Origin of the sequence: uncultured Lutibacter sp., assembly GCF_947495725.1 — a bacterium.
GTDB lineage: Bacteria > Bacteroidota > Bacteroidia > Flavobacteriales > Flavobacteriaceae > Lutibacter.
In genome coordinates this window covers 74660-100331 of the sequence record NZ_CANLZZ010000005.1, presented here as the reverse complement: position 1 = coordinate 100331, position 25672 = coordinate 74660, and the positions used below count along the sequence as shown (strand labels likewise).

Here is a 25672-nt window from a genome sequence, read left to right as displayed (position 1 = left end):
AAAAAGTGCTAGGTGTTTAGAACACCTAGCACTTTAAAATTAATTGAATTATAAATTTTTATAGAGTTCTAATCTCTCCCATTGAATATCAACTTGTTCTTGAGCTTTTTTCAATAACATTGCACCTCGTTCTGCATCATCTTTAACAACTCTTGTAAATCGAGTTTCAGTGTACATGAAATCTTCTAATGGTGCTGAAGGAGCTTTTGAATCTAGTTTAAATTTCTTTCCTTTAGGTGCTAAAGGATTGAATCTAAACAATGGCCAATAACCAGTTTCAATTGCTTTTTCTTGGTGTTGAGCTCCATATTTTAAGTCGTAACCGTGATCTCCACAATGAGAGTATGCAATAATAATAGAAGGTCCTGGATACGCGGCTGCTTCTTCAATTGCTTTTAAGGTTTGCATATCTTTTGCTCCAATTGCAATTTGAGCTACATATACATTACCATAAGAAACTGCCTGCAACGCTAAACTTTTCTTATTGCTTGATTTACCATTCATTGCAAACTTAGCACTTGCTCCAATTTGTGTAGCTTTTGATGCTTGTCCACCTGTATTTGAATAAATCTCAGTATCCATTACTAAAATATTGATATTTTCACCAGATGCTAATACGTGATCAACACCTCCGTAACCAATATCATAAGCCCAACCATCACCACCAAATATCCAAACTGCTTTTTTACGTAAGTATTCAGATAGGTTTCTTAATTTTTTGGCTTCATAAGTATCAATGGTATCTAATATTGCATTTAACTCTTCAATATCTGCTAATTTTTCTTCTTTTAAAGTTTCAGTATCTTCAGGAGAATCTATGATTTTATTAACCAAAGTACTTCCTATTTTTGATTCTAAAGACTTTAATAAACCAACTGCTATTTCTTGTTTTTTAGTTAATGCTAATTGCATACCTAAACCAAACTCTGCATTATCTTCAAATAATGAATTTGCCCAAGCTGGTCCTCTACCTTTTTTATTTGTTGTATAAGGAGTAGTTGGTAAATTTCCTCCGTAAATTGATGAACAACCTGTTGCATTGGCAATCATAATACTATCACCGTACAATTGAGTTATTAATTTAATATAAGGTGTTTCACCACAACCAGAACAAGCTCCAGAGAACTCAAATAATGGTTCTAAAAATTGCGATCCTTTTACGGTAGAAGTTTTTAATTCTTTTCTGTCATAGTCTGGTAAATTAATAAAGAAATCCCAGTTTTCATCTTCTACTTTTTCTACTTCTAGTTTTTTAGCTAAGTTAATAGCAAATACACCTTCAACTTCTTTACTTTCTGCAGGACAAACAGCTACACAAAGATCACATCCCGTACAATCTTGCGGAGATACTTGAAGTATATAACTTTCATTGTCTTTATCAAACGGTCTACCTTTTGCAGGAACATGTTTCAATCCTGCAGGTGCATTTTCTAATAAATCGTTTGAAACTACTTTAGCTCTAATTGCAGCATGTGGACAAATGTTAACACACTTGTTACATTGTGTACAAAGGTCTGCATCGTCCCAAGTTGGAACAGCATCTGCAATTCCACGTTTTTCATATTGAGTAGTTCCTGTTGGGAATGTACCATCTGCAGCAAAAGCACTTACCGGAAGTGAATCTCCTTTACCAGCTAAAATTGTTCCTAAAATTTCTTTAACAAAATCATCAGCGTTATCTGTCATCATTGGTAATAAACCATCTTTATTTGTTGTATGACGAGGATATTCAACTTTTTCTAGATTATCTAATGATTTATCTACGGCATTAAAGTTCATTTGAACAACTGCATCACCTTTTTTAGAGTATGATTTTACAATGGCTTCTTTAATTTTCTTAATTGCTTCATCTTTTGGAAGTACGCCCGAAATTGCAAAGAAACAAGTTTGTAAAACTGTATTTGTACGCTTTCCTAATTTAGCTTCTTGCGCTACTTTTGTTGCATCAATTACATAGAAATCTATATTTTTATCTATAATTGTTTGTTGCATTGAACTTGGAAGCTCTGTCCAAACTTTATATTTAGAATAAGGAGAGTTTAATAGAAATGTTCCTCCTTCTTTAATATGACCTAAAACATCATATTTGTGAATAAAACTAAATTGATGACAAGCAATAAAGTTAGCTGTTGTAATTAAGTAATTAGAATAAATTGGTTCTGGTCCAAAACGTAAATGCGAAACTGTTTGGGCTCCAGCTTTTTTAGAGTCATAAACAAAATATCCTTGAACAAAATTATCTGTAGTTTCACCAATAATTTTAATTGAATTTTTATTTGCTCCTACTGTACCATCAGATCCTAAACCATAAAACATACAGTTAAATGTAGATTTTTTAGTTTGGAAACCTGGTGTATAAGATAAACTTGTATGAGTTACATCATCGTTAATACCAATTGTAAAGTGATTTTTAGGTGAATTTTTATCCAATTCATCAAAGATACCTTTTACCATTGTTGGAGTAAATTCTTTTGAAGATAAACCATAACGACCACCAACAACAGTTGGCATTTTTTCTCCCATCTCTACATACGCTGTTACTACATCTAAGTATAATGGTTCTCCTGTACTTCCTGGTTCTTTAGTTCTATCTAAAACAGCAACTTTTTTAACTGTTTTTGGCATTTGTTCAATAAAGTTACTTATTGAGAACGGACGGTATAAACGCACAAATAATGCTCCAACCTTTTCACCTTTTTCAACTAAAGTATCAATAGTTTCCATAACCGGACCTTGACCAGATCCCATGATAACAACCACTTTTTCAGCTTCTGGATGACCTACATAGTAAAATAAGCTATATTTTCTTCCTGTATGCTTATAAAACTCGTCCATTGTATCTTGTACAATTTCTGGAACTCTTTCATAATATATATTTGCAGCTTCACGTGCTTGGAAAAATACATCAGGATTTTGAGCTGTACCTCTTAATACAGGATTGTCTGGATCTAATGAATTTTTTTTATGTTTCATTATTTCCTCTTCTGGCATCATTGCTTTTATAACATCATCAGAAATAGCATCGATTTTAGAAATTTCATGAGATGTTCTAAATCCATCAAAAATATTCATAAATGGAACTTTACTTTTTAAAGCTGCCACTTGAGAAATTAATGCAAAATCGTGTGCCTCTTGAACAGAACCACCAAATAACATTGAAAAACCAGTTTGACGTGCCGACATAACATCTGAATGATCACCAAAAATAGACAATGCATGTGTTGCCAAAGTTCTTGCAGCAACATGAATAACAGTAGGTAATAATTCCCCTGCCATTTTATACATATTTGGTATCATTAATAAAAGTCCTTGAGATGCCGTGAAAGTAGTTGTTAGTGCTCCACCTTGTAAAGATCCATGAACAGTCCCTGCAGCTCCTGCCTCACTTTGCATTTCAACAATTCGAGGAACATCTCCCCAAATGTTTTCTTGACCTTTTGCACTATAAACATCAACATGTTCACCCATTGGAGAGGCAGGTGTAATTGGATAAATTGCACAAACCTCATTCGTTTTGTGTGCTACTATGGCAACCGCCTCATTAGCATCACAAATTAATTTCTTTGTTTCTGGTTTCATTTCTTCTTTGTTATTTACGTAAAACAATTTGTAGTTTAATTGTTATGAAGTAGCTACAAATTATATTTAATTATTAATTTAAGTATTGTAAAATTAGAAGAATTAACCTGAAGTTATGCTGATATATATCAGTTAAAACAATTAAGAAATTATTTAGAAAGAATAAAAATAATTATCATAATAATCTTACTGTATGCTGGTTAACCTGTTTGGATAACCAATTTAATGATTCTATGTAACAATATTAACAATGCATTAACACAAAAATTAGGTCATATTTAAAGACTAGTTTGTATTCTATTAAATACAAAATTACTTAAATTGTAGTTTTACAACAAAACGGTAATTAACATACTTTTTGACTTATTAAAAATACATAAATACACGTTTTAATTTTTAAAATAACTCAATTTTAAGCGGAACTTTTATATTCTTAAATACCATAAATTAAGTTAAAAGTTTTTGGAAGTAAATTTATAATATCAACCAGATAATTTATTAGACACTGCTTAATAGGAGAAAATGAACTGTGCAGCTTTAACATTTTAAAAAGTGGAAAGTTGATGTATTAACTATTACAATATTGTCTAGTTTTATACTATTTTCACTAATTGAATTAAATTATTTCAGTATTATACTTTTAATTTGAAGTTTAAAATTTTCATTTTTTTTATTTCCCACTAAAAAACCTATTTCTTCAATTTGTGCTCCATTGTAATTAGGAAGATCCAATTTTTGTCCTCTAAAATTTGGCGTCATTTCAGTTAATAAAATTTCAATTTGTTGCCAATCTTCTGTTGTTTCAAAATAGGTTATAAAAGAATGTTGATCGTTTTTGTTTGACTTTAATCTAAATTGATATCTTTTTCCATCTCCCTTAATATTCAATATTACTTTTTTAAATTCCGTAGTTTTTATTTTTGAAATTCGATTTCTTAATAATGTAAACCCTCCGTTGTTTTTAGTAGAAACAGTTCCTTTAAAAACTCCTACCCTCTCTTCATTTAAATAAAAAGTACCTTTTGAATTACCTCCCATTACCCCATCATTAATTATTCTCCAACCAGATACATTACTGTTTTTTTCACTATTAAAAATCGTAGGCATAGTAGGTCTATCTATTGTCATTAGTTAAATTATTAAGTTTTATTGATTGTAATCCCCAAAAAGTTCAATTAATTTAGCTTGTCTATATTTAAAAATTTCCTGTAGTTTGGGTTTAACTAGTATTGGGTGAACCAATCGTCCTAAAATACCAAATGGCACTTTATAATCTATAATATCTTCCATTTCAACTCCACCTTTTACGGGTTTAATAAAATGTTTATGATGCCAAAGCGCATAAGGACCAAAGCGTTGCTCATCAACAAAATACTGCTTATTAACTACATGTGTAATTTCTGTGACCCAAGTTGTTTTAATTCCTAAAATTGGAGTTACTATGTATTGAATTATTTGTCCAGCGAACATTGGTCTATCTGCTCCACTAATAATATCAAAACTCATATATGTTGGTGTAATTTCTTTTAAATTAGCTGGATTTGATAAAAACTCCCAAGCCTTATCCATAGAAATTGGTAATTGTTGTTTTGAGGATAATCGATAAACAATTCCTTTTGATGAAAATCTCATATAGCTAAAATTAATTTTTTAAATAAGTATAAGCATTCAAACTAGTTGCAATAAGTAACCATATAATATAAGGTGCAATTAATAATGTTTTGAATTTCATTTCAGAGAGAAAAGCAAACGTATAATAAGTTATTAATACGGTAAGTAAAATAATTACTATTAAAGCTAAACCAATTGCATGCTGATTAAAAAAAATAAAGTTCCAAGAAACATTTAAAATAAATTGTATTGAAAATAACATCCAAAATGTGTTAGCTTCTTTTATATTCACCAAATAGGACAAATACACTGAAAAACAAATCATTATGATAGTCCAAGCCGCTCCAAAAACCCAACCTGGAGGAGTCCAAGGCGCCTTATTTAAAGTTAAATACCAACCCGACGTTGGACCATTGCTCATTAACCAACTTCCAACTCCTAGTGCAGAAAAATTTATAAATAAAAACAATAGTAACCACATTAACTGTTTCATTATAGATGCTTTGTAATTTTAGAACTCATTGGTTTTGTTATGGAATAGTAGTAATCAATAAGTTCACCTTTTTCATTTAATAAATACTTTTGAAAATTCCATTTTACTGATGAACTTTTAACTCCGTTCATTTCTTTATTTGTTAACCATTTATATAAAGGATGTTGATTATCTCCTTTCACATCTACTTTCTCGGTTAATAAAAAAGTAACCCCATAATTAACTTCACAAAACGATTGAATTTCGGTTAATGTACCTGGTTCTTGTCCTCCAAATTGATTACAAGGAACTCCTATTACCACAAGCTTATCTTTGTAGGTGTTATATAATTTTTCCAAATCTTTATACTGCCCTGTAAAACCACATTTAGAAGCGGTATTTACTATAAGTATTTTTTTTCCTTTAAAATTTTCAAAATTAATAGGCTCTCCAGTTATACTATTTATTGAAATACTATAAAGCGATGGTGTGTTTTCCATAATATTATTTATTTTTGAATTTATTTCGCCAATAAAAACCAACGAAACGATTAAACTTGTTATAATTCCAACTATTTTCATTTAAATAAAATTTTATTAAACTTTTAATGTGGTTATTCCACAATCCATTTCTATTATTTGCCCAGACATAGATGCTGCTTTTTCTGAAATTAAAAACGAAGCCATCTCTGCAATTTCTTCAGGTTGTAAATATTTTTTTAAAGGGTGTCTTTCAATCATTTGTTCTTTCGTTTTATCATTTCTTAAAAGTCTAGAAGCTAAACTAGTATTTGTTACAGTTGGTGCAATAGCATTCACTCTTATTAAAGGTGAAAATTCTGCGGCCAAAGATTTTACCAAACCTTCAACGGCTGATTTTGACGAGGCAATACTCGCGTGAAAAGGCATTCCTAATTTTGTTGCAACGGTACTAAACAATAAAATAGATGGCGAATTAGCCTCTTTTAATAAAGGTAAATATTTTTCAATTGCTTTTACCGCTCCTAAAAAATTAATTTCAAAATCCGTTTTAAAATCCTCAATTTTTAAACGAGTAAACGGCTTTAAATTAATACTACCCGGGCAATAAATTAGCGCATCAACCGAATTTAAATCAGGTAACTCATCTTTTAAAATATCACAAGTATAATGGGTTAAATTTACATGTTCAAAATCTGGTTTTGTCCTACTTAAATTTATAACCTTGTTCAAATTTAATTTCATTTGAGAAATAGCTTTGCCAATTCCCTTACTACCACCAATAATTACAATTGTTTTCATTTTTAGTTATTAAACAGTAATTCGCAATTTTAATCGTTTTTCAACTTTACGCTTAATAACTGTTAAACGCTTCATAATATCCATCAACTCTGGATTTTTAGTTTCTTTATATATCTCATTAATCCCTAAAATCAAACTTTTAACTTCTTTTGAAGCTAAAATTCTATCATTTGTGCTTTTTAATGATAATTTACGTTGTTCAAATTCTAAAGCTTTTTTTATAAGTTCCATAACTATAGTTTTAAATAATTTTGAAGTTCTACAATTTTCTCTGGTTTATTAAAAACACCTCCATAAAAACTAGTCACGGTTGCCGAAGAATCATCTTTAATACCTCTTGAAGCCACACACAAATGCTTTGCATCTACAATAACGGCAACATCATCGGTTTCTAAAATAGAAGACAACTCCATAGCTATTTGATTTGTTAAACGCTCTTGTACTTGAGGTCTATTTGCAAAATACTGTACAATTCTATTAATTTTCGAAAGTCCTATTACTTTTCCCGAAGAAACATAAGCCACGTGTACTTTTCCAAAAATTGGCACAAAATGATGCTCACAATTTGAGTAAAATTGTATGTTTTTTTCAACCAACATTTGGTTGTATTTATATTTATTTTCGAACAACGCTATTTTTGGTTTATTCTTGGGATTTAAGCCTGAAAAAATTTCGTCTATATACATTTTAGCAACTCTTTTAGGCGTTCCTTTCAAGGAGTCATCGGTTAAATCCAATCCCATTACATCCATTATTTGGGAAAATAAATCAGCAATTTTATCTTTCTTTTCTGTATCACTTAGCAAAAAAGCATCTTTCTTCATTGGAGTTTCCACTCCTGTATATAAATGATCGTCACCTATCTCATCAAAAGTAAAACCATTTAGTTTCGTTCCATTAGTAAGGGAATTCAACAAAGTTTCTTGGTGTCTCATATAATTTAATTTTTAGTTCATACTGCGTTTCAATTAGAGGTTTTAAAATCAAATAAATAACCTTTGCAATGTTTTCAGTTGTTGGATTTAAAGATTTAAATTCTTCCACATCTAAATTTAAGTTTTGGTGATCAAATTTATCTAATACCTCATTTTTAATAAGGTTAGACAATTTTTTTGTGTCAACCACGTATCCTGTATCATCCTGAATTTCTCCAATCACCTTCACTTCCAACTCGTAATTGTGCCCATGAAAGTTTGGGTTATTACATTTACCAAACACCTCTTTATTTTTTTCAAGAGACCAGTTTGCATTGTGCAATCTGTGAGCTGCATTAAAATGTTCTCTTCTGGTAACTGCAAATCTATTATTCATATTTTGTTCAACTTAATTTGTGTAAATATAAACAATATAAGATGGTTAAATAGATATTGACATATATTTTAACTATAATGCAATAAAGTTTAATTATTCTAAATATAATATTATTTTAATATTTTTTGTTTAATTTGTATTGTATTTTATTAAACACTAAATAACGTAATGGCAAAAAACAAAAAAATATCACATTCAGAAATTATATCGAGTTATATGAATTTTGTGTTAGAAAACAACACTCCACCAAAATCTGTTTATGCATTTGCAAAAGCGGCAAATTTTGAAGAAAGTGAGTTCTACAACTATTTTGGTTCCTTTGAAGGAATTGAAAAAGAAATACTTAATACATTCTTCAATAACACTTTAGAGACTTTAAATAAAAGTGAAGAATACCTAACTTTTGATTCTAGAAGTAAGTTGTTAAGTTTTTATTTCACTTTTTTTGAAAATTTTTCTGCAAACCGAAGTTACCTATTATTAGTTCTTAATAATGGATCCATAAATTTACAGAAATTAAGAACACTTAATATCTTAAAAAATTCATTCACAAAATTTATAAGTGAACTAAATATTGATACGCTTGATTTTAAAGAGCAAAAGATTTCTAAATTTCAAGATAAAGCAATTGAAGAAAGTGCTTGGATGCAATTTTTAATTACTATTAAGTTTTGGATAAATGACAATTCTGCGTCCTTTGAAAAAACTGATATTTTTATTGAAAAAGCTGTGAACACAAGTTTTGATTTACTAAATACAGCACCTTTAAAAAGCGTTATAGATCTTGGCAAGTTTTTGTATAAAGAAAAAATGAATTCAAACTAAAACACTTATGATAAAATCTATAGATTCTATTCCCGTTTCAAAAATACAACGTGCATCAAAACTAGTACAAACTGGCGCTAAAGTTGGTGTAAATTACATAAAATATTATAGTGATAAACTGGTATCTTCAGAAATTGATGCAAAAGAAAAATTAAATAAAAACAATGCCGAAGACATTTACGACGGACTTAAAAAATTAAAAGGTAGCGCTTTAAAAGTGGCTCAAATGCTGAGTATGGAAAAAAGTATTTTACCACAGGCTTATGTAGAAAAATTTTCATTATCACAGTTCTCAGTACCACCGCTATCCGCACCTTTGGTTGTAAAAACGTTTAAAAAATACTTTGGTAAATCTCCAAGTGAATTGTTTGACACTTTTAATGCAACTTCTGTAAACGCAGCTAGTATTGGACAAGTACACAAAGCCACAAAAAATGGAAAAGCATTGGCTGTTAAAATCCAATATCCAGGAATCGCAAACAGTATTTCAAGTGATTTAGCATTGGTAAAACCTATTGCTATAAGCATGTTTAATATTAGAGGAAAAGACTCTGATAAATATTTTAAAGAAGTTGAAGACAAGCTTATTGAAGAAACCAATTATATTTTAGAAGTTGCACAAAGTAAAGAAATTGTAAAAGCCTGTGCACATATTCCTAATTTAAAATTCCCCAATTATTATGAAGATTGGTCTTCTGAAAGAATTATTACCATGGATTGGATGCACGGTGAACATTTATCTGAATTTACAGCGCACAACACAAATCAAGAAAAATCAAATAAACTAGGTCAAGCTTTGTGGGATTTTTATATGTATCAAATTCACCGATTAAAAAAGGTACACGCTGATCCGCATCCTGGTAATTTTTTAATTTCAGAAAACAGTGAGTTAATTGCCATTGATTTTGGCTGTATGAAAACCATACCAAATGAGTTTTATATTCCTTATTTTGAATTAGCTAAAAAAGAAAACATTAACAACGCTCAATTATTTAAAGATACTTTATTTGAATTAGAAATTTTAAGAGCAGATGATTCTGAAGAAGAATTGGAGTTTTTTACAGCTATGTTTCACGATATGTTGAGTTTATTTACACAGCCATTTCACGAAGAAACATTCGATTTTTCCAATCCAGATTTCTTTCAACAAATTGCAGCTTTAGGAGAACGCTATTCTAAAAGTTCTGAACTAAAAAACATGAATGGAAACAGAGGTTCCAAACATTTTATTTACATCAACAGAACCTTTTTCGGATTGTACAATTTAATGTTTGATCTAAAAGCTAAAGACATTCAAATTAATAATTTCAACAAATTATAATGAATTATTTTAACAAAGAAGCTATCAATTCTTTAGAACATTTATATAAAATTAATCTTATTAATAGCTGTGCAGGTTACAAGTCGGCTAATTTAATTGCTACAAAATCAACCGATGCTATAACAAATTTAGCTATCTTTAGTTCAGTTATTCATCTAGGATCTTCACCTCCATTATTGGGTTTTATTTTAAGACCAACAACAGTTCCTAGAGATACCTATGAAAACATTATGGAAACTGGTTATTTCACCATTAATCATATCCATGAAAACATATTAAAAGACGCACACCATACATCAGCAAAATACGATAAATCTGTATCTGAATTTGATGTTACAGATTTAGAAACAGCTTATAAAGACAAATTTTACGCACCTTTTGTTAAAAACAGCCCAATACAATTAGGGATGAAATATATAGAAGAATACAATATAAAAGCAAACAACACAAAACTTGTAATTGGAGAAATACAAGGGTTATACATTGAAGATAGTTTATTAGAAAATGATGGCTTTATTAATTTATCAAAAGGAGCAATTGCCACTATAAATGGTTTGGATGGCTATGCTATTCCAAATTTAAAAGAACGAATGGATTACCAAAGACCCATAAAATAAATGAAAATTCTTGTCACAGGAGCAACTGGCTATATTGGAAAAAGATTAATTCCTTTATTATTAAATGAAGGTCACACCGTAGTTTGTTCTGTAAGAGATGCGTCAAGAGCACATCAATTCAACAACACTCGAGACGAACTTATTTCTGTTGTGGAATCAGACTTTTTAAAGCCTGAAACATTATCAACTATTCCAAAAGATATAGATGTTGCATACTATCTTATACACTCTATGTCTAATTCTTCGACAGAATTTCATTCTTTAGAAGAACAATGCGCTCAAAATTTCAAGCTATTTATTGAAACAACTACCGCAAAGCAAGTGATATATTTAAGTGGCATTACTAACGACACGAAGCTTTCTAAACATTTATTATCAAGAAAAAATGTAGAAACAATTTTACAATCAAACGTTTATGCATTAACTACTTTTAAAGCAGGAATTATTGTTGGATCTGGAAGTTCTTCGTTTGAAATCATTAGAGATTTAGTTGAAAAACTACCCGTAATGATTGCTCCAAAATGGCTAAACACAAAAACACAACCTATCGCCATAAGAGACGTTTTAAATTTTTTATTACGAGCTATAGGAAATGAACAATTGTACCGAAAATCTTTTGATATTTTTGGTCCAGAAATATTAACCTATCAAGAAATGTTACTTGAATTTGCTAAAATAAGAGGTTTGAAAAGATATATTTTCACTGTACCAATAATGACACCAAAATTATCTTCCTATTGGTTATATTTTGTAACATCCACATCATACAAACTTGCTGCTTCATTGGTAAATAGCATGGGTATAGAAATTATTGGAAAGCCGAGCAACATCAATAAAATCTTAAACATACACCCTATTTCTTATAAAAAAGCAATAAAAAAAGCATTTGTAAAAATTGAACAAAACAGTATTGTTTCTAGCTGGAAAGACTCTTTTATTAGTGGTCTCTTGCAACATAACGCCCACGAATACATTAATGTACCAAGCTACGGATGCTTTAAAGATATGAAACAACGAACCATTACAAATCCAACAAAAACGCTTGATAAAATCTGGGCTATTGGAGGAGAAAATGGTTGGTATTACGGAGATTTTTTATGGAAACTTAGAGGTTTTTTCGACAAAGTTTTTGGAGGAATTGGTTTAAGAAGAGGACGAACAAACCCAATAGAACTCAATGTGGGTGATTCTCTAGATTTTTGGCGTGTAATTTACGCTGACAAAAAACAAAAAAGGTTATTACTATATGCTGAAATGAAACTTCCTGGAGAAGCTTGGTTAGAGTTTAAAATAGAAGACAATATTTTATATCAAACTGCAACTTTTAGACCTAAAGGTGTTGCAGGTCGTTTATATTGGTATTCAGTTATACCATTTCATTGGTTTATATTTAACGGAATGATTTCTAATTTAGCAAAATAACCCACCAACCTATTGCAATAAAGACTTTTTTACAACCTCTAAATAACGTTCTCTGGCAAATTTATGTTCTACTATTTCTGGAATGTTACTATAGTTAGGATTCCATTTTTTAATGTATTTTAAATCTGGATCAAATTTTTGTTGCTGTGTAGTTGGGTTAAAAACTCTAAAATACGGTGCTGAATCACAACCAGTACCCGCAACCCATTGCCAATTACCATTATTTGCGGATAATTCAAAATCTAATAACTTTTCAGCAAAATATGCTTCGCCCCAACGCCAATCTATTAACAAATGCTTATTCAAAAAGCTAGCAACAATCATTCTAACCCTATTGTGCATATAACCTGTTTCATTAAGTTGACGCATACCAGCATCAACGATCGGGTAGCCAGTTTTTCCTTCGCACCACATTTTAAATTCCTGTTCGTTATTTCTCCATGGAATAAAATTATACTTTGATTTAAAATTTTCATTCACCACTTTTGGAAAATGATATAGAATTTGCATAAAAAATTCACGCCAAATTAATTCGCTCGTAAACGTTGATTCTGTTTTAATAGCGTACGCCATTAATTTTCGAATACTAATGGTTCCAAAACGTAAATGCACCGATATGTTTGATGTTTCTACAGACGGAATATCTCTATACCTCTCGTAATTATCTATGCATTTTGAATTAATTGGCAACACTTGAATCTTGTTTTCAACAAAACCAATTTCTTCCAACGTAGGAAATTGAAACGTATTTTTTAAAAAATTATTAGTTAATTTTTCTGAAGGAAATTGTTGAATATTTGAATTATGATATTCTAAAAGCCACTTTTTTTTATAAGGCGTATATACCGTGTAAGGTAAACCATTAACTTTTGTAATTTCACTTTTTTCAAAAATTACTTGATCTTTAAAATTATTAACTTCAGCTCCTTTACTTTTGCAAAGGTTTGAAATTTTAGCATCACGCTTATTAGCATACGGTTCATAATCTCTGTTAAAAAATACTTCTTTAACGTTAAACTCCTGAAAAATTTGCTCCCAAGCATCGACTACATTTGTATTTAAAATATATAACGAAGTATTTACTTTCTGTAATTCACTTTTAATTTTAGACAACGATTGGTGAATAAATTGCACTCTCGCGTCATTTTTAGGTAATTCTGACAATATTTCTTTATCAAAAATAAAAATTGGTAATACTGGATATTTTGAATTTAATGCATGAAATAATGCACAATTATCTTCTAACCTTAAATCTCTTCGAAACCAAAAAACAGCAATTTTCTTCATATTATAAAAAAAAACGCTGAATAATTTGGATTTATCCAGCGCTTACAAATTTAACTAACTATTATTAATTTAACAAAACTGCATCTATGGCGTGCACTACTCCATTTGTACCTTGAACATCATTAGTAGCTTCACCCACTAAAATATTCACTGTTTGATTACTTGTTGTTTTTATTTGAGCTCCATTCGATAAATCAATGGTAATATTTGACCCTCCAAATGTTGCAATTGTAGTATTAGACAATTGATCTGCCTGAACATTCGCTGCATTAATCACGTGGTATTTTAAAACTGCATCTAAAGTTTCAATTGCAATATCCCCTAAAGAATTCCAAGAAGAGTTAGAATCCAATAACGCTTGAAAAGCAGCATTTGTTGGTGCAAAAACTGTAAAAGGTCCGTCACCACTCAACACAGAAACAAAATCAGTTGTATGTCTAGCATCGGTTAAAGCTGCAACTAACGTAGAAAAACCAGCATTATTTAAAGCCAAAGTAACAATATTTGGTGGCAACATAACCTTATCAATTATATGTACAACACCATTTGAAACTTCTATATCAACATTCAATGGCATTGCATCTCCATTAAAAGTTACCCCTCCTGTTGTATTAACTTGTAAAGAAATATTTTCATCATTTGGACCTGTAGCCAATGTTTTTACATAGGTGTCTGATAAATCACCTGACATAATTTTTGAAGGAACTACGTGAAATAACAGCACAGCTTTTAGGGTTTCTACTGGGATATCGTCTAACGAGTTCCAAGCGCTATTTGAGTCTAACAAAGCTTGAAAAGCTGTATTATTTGGCGCAAAAACCGTCATAGCACCATCTGCTTGTAATGCTTCAACTAGACCCGCTTTTTGAACAGCCTGAACTAGTATACTCAAATCTGCAGTTGCAATTGCCTTATCAACTATATCCATTTCCGGGGCAATAGGCAACATAACCTCATCTATAATATGAATTATTCCATTTGAAGCGTTAATATTAGCAGTAGTTACGGAAACCATTTGCTCTGCCAGCGTTTTTAGCATCACACCGTTGGTTAAATCTACTTCAATTTTCTCCATATTTAAAGTTGTTAATTCTTGTCCTTGACTTAAATCTGCTGCAGCGCTTTTTCCACTAACCACATGGTACAATAAAACAGATTTTAAGGTTTCTACAGGAATATCATCTAGAGAATTCCAAGAGTCATTTGAGTCCAACAATGCTTGAAAAGCAGCATCTGTAGGTGCAAAAACTGTCAATGGTCCATCTGCTTGTAGTGCTCCTACTAAATCCGCCTTTACAACTGCCTGAACTAAAATACTTAAATCATTGGATGCACTAGCTAAATCAACAATATCCATTTCCATTATTACCGGAATATCATTATCATCATCATTACAAGATGTAAAAATTAACATTAACGAAAAAGTAAAAAGAGTTAATACATATTTTAAATTTTTTAAAAACATAACATTATTATTTTATATTTAATGCTTACTACTTTTAAAGTCTTTGTTCGGCTTATCTCGACTTTGTTTAACTTTATGTTATTTATGTTAAACATTTTAAATTTAGCTAAAAAAATAACGCCCTTTTATTTGCGTTGGTACAAATATATGTATTTTTGTTTAACTTTCAAAGTTTTTTGTTAAACATTTTTATTTAATTTGAATTTTTCAATTAAAATAAGCGCTGGGTACAACATATTAAAAGCATAAAAAACATCTTCAATTGGCACTGTTCCAATCCTTAACCCTAAGTTTTCAGCATTGTTATACCAAACTACTTCTTCAGCAATAAAACTTCCAGTTAATAATCCATTTACTATAAAAAAAGGAAATAACACCACTAAAAATGTAATATAAAACCTATTCAATACATTGTTCTTGGATAATAACGAATAACACATTAAAAACACAAACAACGAAAAATTTACTGTGGTATATGCTTTTGGAAAACCATATAAAAGAAAAACTATTGCTGTAATAAGTAAGAATAGCGAAATTGTTTTTGTTACTTTATTTGAAAATTTCAGGTTTTTAAAAAAATATTCAAATGCATAGTGGGTAAAAATACTTGCATATGGAATGCATATAAAAAAAAGTATTTCTTCTAAAGGTAATTTAAATATGGTTATTCCTAAATAATATTTAGAATTAAATCCCCAAACACCATTTAGTGTAAAAATAACATCCCAAATTAAAAAAGGTACCGCAACAATTAAAATAGATAAAAAAACAACTTTCCAATATTGGATAAAGCGCATTTTTTTTTCAAAACTATAGATAAAAGGAACTGAAAAACTTACTATATTTATTAATAAATATAAATATGTCATATTTTAAAGTACTTAAAAGGAACAAATAACATTCCAAAACACTCACCTTCTTCTTTTCCTAAATGCTTGTGATGCACTTTATGGGCTTTTCTTAAACCTATTAAATACTTATTATTGGTTTTATTAAACCAATTAAATCTTTTATGAATAAGAACATCATGAACCAAAAAGTATGCTAAACCATAAAGCATAATTCCTAATCCTATAAAAAATAAATAATTTAAACCACCTTTGAAACCATAATAAAATAAGGCTATACTTGGTATTGCAAATATGATAAAAAAGACATCGTTGCGTTCGAACCAGTTTTGATATCTAGGCTGATGGTGATCTTCATGAAAATACCACATAAAACCATGCATTACGTACTTATGAGTTAGCCAAGTAACGCATTCCATCAATAAAAAAGTAAGAATTGTAATTAAAATAAACATCATAATCTTTTTATTAATTGATTTAATCTATTTTCCTCCATTACAGTTATGTCCTTTACCTGCAACATATTATGAAGGATTTTTAATTTTAAATCCAAATTTAATCTACCAATAGTAACCCCATTTAAAATAACTTCAAAATCTTCATTTATATTTTTATCATACCCCAAAAAACTAGGAATTTCTTTTTGCATTAAAAACCTAATGTACCTTATTTCAATATTCTCTGGGTTTTTAAGTATTGTTTCATCCAACAAATTTTTTCCCTCTTTAAAATACTTCATTTTAGTAAAGGGAAATTTCACAAATCTCGATTTCATAAAAATCATTGCAGCAATATAGGCTTTTGATTCAGGAGAATTATCATTTTTCAATTCCATAATAAAAGCATCAGCTTGGTCTTTAGAGACAATATTTGGAAACTTATTTCTTACCCTATCAACATTAGAAATTGGCTGTGAAAACAGCGAATAAAATAATATAACGGTGAAAAATTTCATTATAACAAGTTTAGCTTATAAACTAAGAAAGATTTTGCTAATAAACTAATTTTCATAGGGTTTGAAACTCGAATTCTCGTATTTAATATTTCTGTTGACGGTGTATTACTTAACTTTTTTAACAACCTTTTATAATAAACATATGCTGTATAAACTCCAAATTTAGCTTCTAATGGTAATCTTTTAATTCCTGAAAAAGCTTCTTTAAAATCCGACTCTATATCCGCAATAATTTCGGCCTTATCTTCAAAAGTCAACTCCTTTAAATTCAAACCAGGAAAATAAGAACGATGCAACAATTCATAATCATCTTTTAAATCTCTTAAAAAATTAACTTTTTGAAAAGCAGATCCTAATTTCATTGCAGGCTCTTTTAAGCTCTCATATTTTTCTTTATCACCACCAACAAATACTTTTAAACACATTAGACCAACAACATCTGCCGAACCATAAATATACTCATTGTATTCCTCAACAGTTTCATACGTTTCCTTTTTTAAATCGGCTCGCATACTTTTTAAGAACGATTGAATTAAATCATCTGTAATATTGTATTTTTTTACTGTAAGCTGAAAACAATTTAAGATTGGATTTAAACTTATGTTATTATTATAAGCACTATAATAATCTTTCTCAAAATCATCTAAAAGTTCTGATTTTTTATAATTATGAAATGAGTCAACAATTTCATCTGCAAATCGAACAAACGCATAAATACTATAAATTGCTTCTCTAATTTTTGGAGACAGCATATTAACAGCTAACGAAAAAGAAGTGCTGTATTTTTTAGTTACATTTTTACTACATGTAAAAGACACTTCGTCATACAATTGTTTCATAATTATTTTATTAGTTAGTAATTTAAACTTAGAGGTTTCTTAAAACCATATCCGAAACTATTTTTCCCGAAATTATTGCCGGTGGAACACCTGGCCCGGGAACAGTTAATTGCCCTGTAAAAAATAAATTTTTCACTTTTTTACTTTTAATTTTCGGTCTCAAAAAGGCCGTTTGAAAAAGCGTATTTGCCAATCCATATGCATTTCCCTTATACGAATTGTAATCTCTTTTAAAATCGTTAACACAATATGATTGATTAAACAAAACATCATCCTTTAATTTTTGACCAGTAAGTTGTTCTAAACGATTCATAATTTTCAAAAAATACTCTTCTCTCACCTCAGGAATATCAACTAAACCAGGAGCTAAAGGAATTAAAAAGGTTGCCGCTTCTTTTGAAATAGGGGCAAAACTATTATCGGTTATACTTGAAAAACTTGCATAAAAAAGCGGCTCCTTTGGCCATTTTGGCTTATCATAAATATCTTTGGCATGAACATCAAAATCTGTGTCAAAAAACAAAGTATGATGCGATACATTTTTTAATTTTTTATTAAAACCTACATAAAAAAGTAATGCAGAAGGAGCAAATGTTTTTTGTAACCAATACTTTTCCGAATATACTCTATATTTTTTATCTAATAAAGTTTCGGTATGATGATAGTCTGCACCACTTATAACAATATCAGCTTTTATAAATTTAGAATTTACTTGAAGACCTTTTACTTTTCCACTTTCAACAACAATCTTCTCAACATTTTGACTTGTTTCAATTTGAACCCCTAAACTAGTTGCTAAGCTTACAAAACCTTTAACTACCTCAAACATTCCACCTTTTGGGTGCCAAGTACCTAAACCAAAATCGGCATAGTTCATAAAATTGTAAAAAGCAGGTGTATTTGTTGGTTTAGCTCCTAAAAACAACACCGGAAACTCCAAAATTTGCTGCAATTTATGACTCTTAATTTTCTTCCGAACAGTTTTACTAATAGAAGTAAAAAACTGATTAACTTTAGAGATTGTAGTAAAGTTGATTAATTCTGAAATAGATTCACCTGGCTTGTAAACTAAATCGTTTATGGCTACTTCATAATTAAATTTGGCCGAAATTAAAAATTCTTTTAAATATTTTGAACTACCTTCTTCTTCCTCTTCGAATATCTTATAAATGTCATTTAAATTATCTGGAATGGTTATGGAATCACTTTTTCCGAAATAAACTTGATATGCAGGTGATAACTTTTGAAGCTGATAAAAATCTTGAGGCTTCTTATTAAAATCTCCAAAATATTTTTCAAAAACATCTGGCATCCAATACCAAGTTGGCCCCATATCGAAAGTAAAGCCGTCTTGTTTAAACTGTCTTGCCCTTCCGCCTAATGTGGCATTTTTTTCCAAAATTGTAACATTATTACCAGCTTTAGCCAAATAACTAGCAGCCGACAATGATGAAAATCCTGATCCAATTATAACTATATCTCTCATTTGTTTAACAAATATAGTTTATAATTAAACAGAAAACAAATTTGTTTAGGAATTTTTATAAATTATTTAACAATTCTTCAATAGAACTAAACAATTTAATTTTGTCTAAAGATACCTTATCATTAATTTCTGCTGTTTTTCTCCCCATTAACCATAACTCATCTTGGGTTCCATTTAAAACCGTATTAGAAACATTTTCAATATAATTAGAAACAGATATTTTTGATGGTTCAACAGTTAAATAACTTACAAAACAGATAGAATTATATACTTTTTGAACATCATTTAAATTTGACACTGGCACACTTTGCCCCAAATAAATAGATTGATATCCATGTAACAACAATTCAAAATGCAAATACAGCAAACCTAATTCATGAATTTCATTCATTGGTAAATACAACACAAATACTTTATCAAAATTTGTAGGAGAAGAAAGTTGTAAACGCTCTATATTTATAAATATTTTTTGCTTAATAAGATTTGTTATAAAATGTTCATGAGCAGGAGTTATTGAATTTACTTGCCATAACATACCAATTTCATTTAAAAAAGGCAAAAACACATTCTTATAAACACTTCTTAAAGAAGATTGCGCAATTAAATTATTATATGTTACATTGAATAGGTTTTCATCAAAATTTAGCATAGCTAATTTTAATGTATTTGAAGCTTGAGAATCAGCTCCTTTTTTCGATATTATTTCTCTAACAGTTGCATTCAACTTCGATTCAGGAAGGTCTGCTACTTTTGAAATTTTTAATCCATTATTGTTAAGAAAAGATACATTTAACAATTTTTGGAGATTGTAAATATCATAATATCGAATGTTTGATTCTGTTCTATTTGGAGTTAGGAGATTGTATCTTTTTTCCCAAATTCTAATAGTATGAGCCTTAATACCTGAAAAATTCTCAAGGTCCTTTATGGTAAATTCTGTTTTAATATTGTTCAATGTAATAATATTTTAATTAAACAAATATATAAACAATTTTCGTTTAAACAAAAAGAGTTCCAAATTATGGAACTCTTTTTGTTTTATTAAAGTGAAAAATATTATTTATTTAAATACATTTTTCTTCGAGAATATAATTCATAAAATTGATCATCTTTTAACGAATCAATAAATAAAATGCTTTCCCCTGTAGATTTCATTTCAGGTCCTAATTTCTTATCTACGTTAGGAAACTTGTTAAATGAGAAAACTGGTTGTTTAATTGCAAAACCTTCAAGTCGTGGATTAAATTGGAAATCTTTTACTTTTTTATCCCCTAACATCACCTTTGTTGCAAAATTAACGTAAGGCTCTTGGTAGGCTTTTGCAATAAAAGGTACCGTACGTGAAGCTCTAGGATTAGCCTCAATTATATAAACTACATCATCTTTTACGGCAAACTGAATATTAATCAACCCTTTAGTTTCTAATGCCAAAGCAATTTTTTTGGTATGATCTTTTATTTGCTGCATTACAAACTCACCTAAATTAAAAGGTGGTAAGGTAGCATTTGAATCTCCTGAATGCACTCCACAAGGCTCTATATGCTCCATAATTCCAATAATATAAACATCTTCACCATCACATATTGCATCAGCTTCAGCTTCTATAGCACCATCTAAATAATGGTCTAGCAATAACATATTATTAGGAATTTTCCTTAATAAATCTACAACATGCTTTTCTAACTCTTCTTTATTAATTACAATTTTCATTCCCTGACCTCCTAAAACATAAGATGGACGAACTAAAATTGGAAAATCTAAATTATCGGCTATTTCAGAAGCTTCATCAGCAGTAGTTGCTGTTCCATATTTTGGAAATGGAATATCTAAATCAATTAACAATTCAGAAAAACGCTTTCTATCTTCAGCTAAATCAAGTGCTTCAAAACTTGTTCCAATAATTTTAACTCCCCATTTAGATAATTTCTCTGCTAATTTTAATGCTGTTTGTCCACCTAACTGAACAATTACACCTTCTGGTTTTTCATGTTCAATAATATCGTAAATATGCTCCCAAAATACCGGCTCAAAATATAATTTATCTGCAGTATCAAAATCAGTTGAAACTGTCTCCGGATTACAGTTAATCATAATTGTTTCATAACCAGCCTCTTTAGCTGCTAAAACACCATGCACACAACAATAATCAAATTCTATCCCTTGTCCAATTCTATTTGGTCCAGAGCCTAAAACTATTATTTTCTTTTTATCTGTAACTATACTTTCGTTATCTGCTTTAATTACACCATCAGGTGTTATCATTTTATTTTCAAAAGTTGAATAGTAATATGGTGTTTGTGCGTTAAATTCAGCTGCACAAGTATCTACCAATTTATAAACGCGATTGATATCAAGTTCTGTTCTCTTAGCCTTTACTTCACTTTCTAAACAACCTAACATATGTGCTATTTGCCTATCTGCAAAACCTTTTTGTTTTGCTTCCAACAATAATTCATATGATAAAGATTCTAATTTATTTGTTGAAATTTCTACTTCTAAAGCTAATAATTCTTCATATTGCTTTAAATACCACATATCAATTTTTGTGATTTCGTGAATTCTACTCAAAGGAATTCCCATTTGAATAGCATCGTAAATCACAAAAACACGATCCCAGCTTGCAAATTTTAATTTTTGAATAATGGTATCATAATCTTTTTCTCCTTTTCCATCAGCTCCTAACCCATTTCGTTTAATTTCTAAAGATTGTGTTGCTTTATGCAACGCTTCTTGAAAACAACGACCAATTCCCATAACTTCACCTACCGATTTCATTTGAAGTCCTAAAGTTCTATCTGAGCCTTCAAACTTATCAAAGTTCCAACGTGGTATTTTTACAATTACATAATCTAATGTTGGCTCAAATAATGCCGAAGTAGTTTTTGTAATTTGGTTGTTTAATTCATCTAAGTGGTATCCAATAGCTAATTTTGCGGCAATTTTTGCAATAGGATAACCTGTTGCTTTTGATGCTAAAGCTGAAGAACGAGATACACGTGGATTAATTTCAATAGCTATTATATCTTCTTTTTCATCAGGACTTACCGCAAACTGCACATTACAACCACCGGCAAAATCTCCAATTGAACGCATCATATGAATTGCCATATCACGCATTCTTTGGAAAGTAGTGTCGCTTAGTGTCATTGCTGGAGCAACCGTAATTGAATCTCCTGTATGAATTCCCATTGGATCCATATTTTCAATTGTACAAACAATAACAACATTATCATTACTATCTCTTAACAATTCTAACTCATATTCTTTCCAACCAAGTAAGGCTTTATCTATAATTACTTCATGAATGGGCGAAGCTTCTAAACCTCTACTTAATAAATCGTCAAAATCTTTTTTATCATACACAATTGAAGCTCCAAAACCACCTAAAGTAAAAGAAGGACGAATTACTAGAGGAAACCCGTATTCTTGAGCAATTTCTTTACCTTTTAAAAATGAAGTTGCAGTTGTTGAAGGTGCCTGACCTACACCAATTTCAATCATCAATTTTCTAAACTGTTCTCGATCTTCTGTTATATTAATCGCGTCAATATCAACACCTATTAACTCTACATTAAAATCTTCCCAAATACCTTTATCATCAGCTTCAATACATAAATTTAATGCAGTTTGACCACCCATTGTAGGTAATACCGCATCAATATTTGGATGCATTTGTAAAATCTCAATTATAGATTTTGTAGTTAATGGTTTCAAATAAACATTATCCGCTAAGGACGGATCGGTCATGATAGTTGCAGGATTAGAGTTGATTAAAGTTACTTCAATCCCCTCTTCTTTTAATGATCTAATTGCTTGAGATCCAGAGTAATCAAATTCACAGGCTTGACCAATAATAATTGGACCAGAACCAATTATTAAAATCGACTTAATGTTTTTGTTTTTAGGCATTTGTTTGTGTTAAATATAAATTTTTGTAAATATCAATAAAAATCGTTTTTTTCTAAAATTAAGTTTTCAAAACTTATCAAAAGGTCAAAAAAAAGGTGTTACTAAAAAAAAGTAACACCTTATATATAAAACTATTGTTTCATTATTTCTTTGGTCTTGCGTCTGAAGAAACACTTAATCTTTTTCTACCTTTAGCTCTTCTTCTCGCTAACACTTTTCTTCCCGTTGCAGAAGCCATACGCTCTCTAAAACCATGTTTGTTTCTTCTCTTTCTTTTTGACGGCTGATAAGTTCTTTTACTCATTATAAATATCTTTAAATATCGTGTTTCTTAAGTTGATGCTTTCGGTTGAATTAATCTCCCTAAAAGCGTGGGCAAATATACAATTACTTTTTTCTTTGACAAATAGATTTATAAAAAAAATTAAAAAAAATTTATTCGTCTAAAAAAATGAGATAATTTAGGTCTTACAAAAGTACTTAAATTATTGATAAACGCTTAAAAAGCTAACATTTATGAGCTATTGTTTTTTCAATAACAAAGTGTGCTAATAGTTATTTTTAAGCCTCTTTTAAATACTTTTTATTTTTTATTTAATCAACCTTTTACAAATAAAAGAATACTAGTATAACAGTAAAGTAATTTAGATAATCATTTCTTTTTTAATTAACTAAATAAAACTTATTGAGAAATAAGCCTTTCACTTAAATGTTTATATATTTTTGAAATTAAAATATTCTTATTAATTGGTTTGGAAACGTAATCGGTAAAACCTGAATTTAAGGCTTTTTTAATATCGTCGGATAATGCGTAAGCGGTTTGTGCAATAATAATAATTTCTTTATCAAATTCTCTAATTTTGGAAGTTGCTTCATAACCGCCCATAACTGGCATTTTTACATCCATTAAAATAACATCAACATCTCTATTATTTTTATATATTTCAATTGCTTCTTCTCCATTTTCTGCAAAAAGCAACTCTGAACTTATATCTTTTAAAATTTGAGACAACAAAAATGTTGTTATCTCCTCATCCTCCGCTACTAATATTTTTATTTTCGTAGGCTTCTCTTTATTATAATTTATTGGGTCTAAAATTACATTATCTTTTTGTTCGTTTAAGTTGGTTAATGGAATTTTAAAATTAAATTTAGACCCTTCATTTTCAATAGATTCAACTGTTACACATCCTTTAAGCATTTTAGCGTAAGATCTAGCTATTGATAATCCCAACCCAATTCCTTCATAAACTTTTTTATCCTCTATATCAGCCTGTACAAATCGATCAAAAATTGCTTCTTGCTTATTTTTTGGAATTCCTATTCCTGTGTCTGAAACAAAAAACACTAAAGAATTATCTTTTATTGTATACCCAAATTCAATTCCACCAACATTTGTATATTTTATGGCATTTTTAATAAGATTACTTAAAATACCATATAATTTCTCACTATCAGTACTTATTATAATTTCATTATTTTCTTTTGGTTTTAATAAATTAAAATACAATCCTTTGTTTGTTGCTTCCAATTTAAAAAGCGAATATATATTTTCAATCTCATTATTTACATTTACTTCTTTCAGATTTAACTTAACCTGACCGGTTTCAAGCATAGAAATATCCATTAAATCATTTAAAGTATTTAATAATCGTTGCCCGCTTTTAAAAATAATATCAATAAATTTTTGTTGCTTTTCTATTGAAATTTTAGGATTTTTTAAAAGCTCTGAAAACCCCAAAATCCCATTCATTGGAGTCCTAATTTCATGAGACATATTGGCCAGAAAAGCTGATTTTAATCGATTATTCTCTTCTGCTCTTTCTTTGGAGATATTTAGGTCTCTTGTTCTTTCTTCAACTATTTCTTCTAAATGATTTTTGTATAGTTCTAAGTTCTCATTTTGAAGTTTTATTTCTTTTTCTGTTTTTAAAAGCAACTTATTTTTGTTTTCGAGTTCTAGCGTGCGTAATTCAACTTTTTTTTCAAGTGAATTGCTTAATTCTAATAATTTTTCATTTTGAAATTTAAGTTGTCCTTCTAGATGATATCTTTTTAAACCATGTTGTATTGTAAGAATTAGATCGTTAGTATTCCAAGGCTTTGCAATATATCTATATAAATTTGCATTATTAATAGAATTTGCAACCCCCTCAACGGTTGCTTGCCCCGTTAAAAGTATTTTTAATGTACTTGGAGCTATTTTATGGATTATTTTTAAAAGTTCATCGCCTTTCATTCCTGGCATAGCATAGTCTACAATAACAATGGGTAGTTTATAATTTAATGCCAATAAATTATCTATAGCTTCTAAAGCTTCAATTCCAGACTCGGCAGTTTCAATAATATAATTGCTTCCAAATTCATTTTTCAATTCAGCTTTTAAACTGTTTAAAACAATCTTTTCATCATCAATACAAAATATTATTTCTTTTTTCATAACAC

The 25672-nt window shown here is 29.5% G+C and carries 24 protein-coding genes; 4 read left to right on the top strand and 20 right to left on the bottom strand.

The window, feature by feature from the left end; translation table 11 throughout:
- Nucleotides 1–48 precede the first annotated feature (48 nt).
- The 9 genes from nifJ to Q0776_RS12455 form a co-directional block, all read right to left on the bottom strand.
- Nucleotides 49–3579, bottom strand: coding sequence for a pyruvate:ferredoxin (flavodoxin) oxidoreductase (nifJ, locus tag Q0776_RS12495; protein ID WP_298368759.1), 3531 nt, complete (start codon nucleotides 3577–3579; stop codon nucleotides 49–51).
- A 621-nt stretch (nucleotides 3580–4200) separates the two neighbouring features.
- Entirely contained in the window at nucleotides 4201–4707 is a 507-nt protein-coding gene (locus Q0776_RS12490; RefSeq protein WP_298368756.1) for a CIA30 family protein, read from the bottom strand.
- Nucleotides 4708–4725: 18 nt separating this feature from the next.
- A complete protein-coding gene (locus Q0776_RS12485; RefSeq protein ID WP_298368754.1) occupies nucleotides 4726–5211 on the bottom strand; it encodes an SRPBCC family protein in 486 nt (161 codons plus the stop codon).
- 10 nt (nucleotides 5212–5221) lie between these two features.
- Nucleotides 5222–5683, bottom strand: coding sequence for a TspO/MBR family protein (locus Q0776_RS12480; protein ID WP_298368751.1), 462 nt, complete (start codon nucleotides 5681–5683; stop codon nucleotides 5222–5224).
- Nucleotides 5683–6162 (bottom strand): glutathione peroxidase, encoded by a 480-nt coding sequence (locus Q0776_RS12475; protein WP_298369455.1) that lies wholly within the window; start codon nucleotides 6160–6162, stop codon nucleotides 5683–5685. Before Q0776_RS12475 ends, Q0776_RS12480 begins: the two co-directional genes overlap by 1 nt.
- Before the next feature lie 96 nt (nucleotides 6163–6258).
- Entirely contained in the window at nucleotides 6259–6942 is a 684-nt protein-coding gene (locus Q0776_RS12470) for an SDR family oxidoreductase (RefSeq protein ID WP_298368748.1), read from the bottom strand.
- A gap of 9 nt (nucleotides 6943–6951) precedes the next feature.
- Nucleotides 6952–7173, bottom strand: coding sequence for a hypothetical protein (locus Q0776_RS12465; protein WP_298368746.1), 222 nt, complete (start codon nucleotides 7171–7173; stop codon nucleotides 6952–6954).
- Nucleotides 7174–7175: 2 nt separating this feature from the next.
- Nucleotides 7176–7877 (bottom strand): GTP cyclohydrolase I FolE, encoded by a 702-nt coding sequence (gene folE, locus Q0776_RS12460; protein WP_298368744.1) that lies wholly within the window; start codon nucleotides 7875–7877, stop codon nucleotides 7176–7178.
- The gene (locus Q0776_RS12455; RefSeq protein WP_298368742.1) at nucleotides 7840–8253 is read right to left on the bottom strand and encodes a 6-carboxytetrahydropterin synthase; all 414 of its coding nucleotides are present in this window, start codon (nucleotides 8251–8253) and stop codon (nucleotides 7840–7842) included. Before Q0776_RS12455 ends, folE begins: the two co-directional genes overlap by 38 nt.
- A gap of 168 nt (nucleotides 8254–8421) precedes the next feature.
- Between Q0776_RS12455 and Q0776_RS12450 the strand changes: the two genes are divergently transcribed.
- The 4 genes from Q0776_RS12450 to Q0776_RS12435 are packed head-to-tail and all read left to right on the top strand — an operon-like array spanning nucleotide 8422 to nucleotide 12438.
- On the top strand, nucleotides 8422–9078 hold the full coding sequence (locus Q0776_RS12450) for a TetR/AcrR family transcriptional regulator (protein WP_298368740.1): 657 nt from the start codon (nucleotides 8422–8424) through the stop codon (nucleotides 9076–9078).
- Between the two features lie 10 nt (nucleotides 9079–9088).
- Nucleotides 9089–10399 (top strand): AarF/UbiB family protein, encoded by a 1311-nt coding sequence (locus Q0776_RS12445; protein WP_298369453.1) that lies wholly within the window; start codon nucleotides 9089–9091, stop codon nucleotides 10397–10399.
- A complete protein-coding gene (locus tag Q0776_RS12440; protein WP_298368738.1) occupies nucleotides 10399–11016 on the top strand; it encodes a flavin reductase in 618 nt (205 codons plus the stop codon). The genes Q0776_RS12445 and Q0776_RS12440 overlap by 1 nt, the downstream gene beginning before the upstream one ends.
- Nucleotides 11017–12438, top strand: a complete 1422-nt coding sequence (locus tag Q0776_RS12435) for an SDR family oxidoreductase (protein WP_298368735.1) — start codon at nucleotides 11017–11019, stop codon at nucleotides 12436–12438.
- Between the two features lie 9 nt (nucleotides 12439–12447).
- Here the strand turns inward: Q0776_RS12435 and Q0776_RS12430 are convergent, their stop codons facing one another.
- The 11 genes from Q0776_RS12430 to Q0776_RS12380 form a co-directional block, all read right to left on the bottom strand.
- A complete protein-coding gene (locus tag Q0776_RS12430) occupies nucleotides 12448–13725 on the bottom strand; it encodes a deoxyribodipyrimidine photo-lyase (RefSeq protein ID WP_298368734.1) in 1278 nt (425 codons plus the stop codon).
- A gap of 64 nt (nucleotides 13726–13789) precedes the next feature.
- A complete protein-coding gene (locus Q0776_RS12425) occupies nucleotides 13790–15190 on the bottom strand; it encodes a fasciclin domain-containing protein (RefSeq protein ID WP_298368733.1) in 1401 nt (466 codons plus the stop codon).
- Between the two features lie 179 nt (nucleotides 15191–15369).
- Complete coding sequence (locus Q0776_RS12420) at nucleotides 15370–16059, bottom strand: lycopene cyclase domain-containing protein (protein ID WP_298368730.1); 690 nt, start codon at nucleotides 16057–16059, stop codon at nucleotides 15370–15372.
- On the bottom strand, nucleotides 16056–16496 hold the full coding sequence (locus Q0776_RS12415) for a sterol desaturase family protein (RefSeq protein WP_298368728.1): 441 nt from the start codon (nucleotides 16494–16496) through the stop codon (nucleotides 16056–16058). The genes Q0776_RS12420 and Q0776_RS12415 overlap by 4 nt, the downstream gene beginning before the upstream one ends.
- Nucleotides 16493–16993, bottom strand: coding sequence for a hypothetical protein (locus Q0776_RS12410; protein WP_298368725.1), 501 nt, complete (start codon nucleotides 16991–16993; stop codon nucleotides 16493–16495). The genes Q0776_RS12415 and Q0776_RS12410 overlap by 4 nt, the downstream gene beginning before the upstream one ends.
- A complete protein-coding gene (locus Q0776_RS12405; protein ID WP_298368723.1) occupies nucleotides 16993–17832 on the bottom strand; it encodes a phytoene/squalene synthase family protein in 840 nt (279 codons plus the stop codon). The genes Q0776_RS12410 and Q0776_RS12405 overlap by 1 nt, the downstream gene beginning before the upstream one ends.
- A 28-nt stretch (nucleotides 17833–17860) precedes the next feature.
- Nucleotides 17861–19318, bottom strand: coding sequence for a phytoene desaturase family protein (gene crtI / locus Q0776_RS12400; protein WP_298368720.1), 1458 nt, complete (start codon nucleotides 19316–19318; stop codon nucleotides 17861–17863).
- A 55-nt stretch (nucleotides 19319–19373) separates the two neighbouring features.
- A complete protein-coding gene (locus tag Q0776_RS12395) occupies nucleotides 19374–20273 on the bottom strand; it encodes a MerR family transcriptional regulator (protein ID WP_298368717.1) in 900 nt (299 codons plus the stop codon).
- A 101-nt stretch (nucleotides 20274–20374) separates the two neighbouring features.
- Entirely contained in the window at nucleotides 20375–23227 is a 2853-nt protein-coding gene (gene carB / locus Q0776_RS12390) for a carbamoyl-phosphate synthase large subunit (protein WP_298368714.1), read from the bottom strand.
- Between the two features lie 142 nt (nucleotides 23228–23369).
- Nucleotides 23370–23531, bottom strand: a complete 162-nt coding sequence (gene rpmH, locus Q0776_RS12385) for a 50S ribosomal protein L34 (RefSeq protein WP_115882330.1) — start codon at nucleotides 23529–23531, stop codon at nucleotides 23370–23372.
- Between the two features lie 378 nt (nucleotides 23532–23909).
- Nucleotides 23910–25667 carry a response regulator gene (locus tag Q0776_RS12380; RefSeq protein ID WP_298368708.1) on the bottom strand — a complete coding sequence of 586 codons (1758 nt, stop codon included), beginning with the start codon at nucleotides 25665–25667 and terminating at the stop codon, nucleotides 23910–23912.
- Nucleotides 25668–25672: the final 5 nt, after the last annotated feature.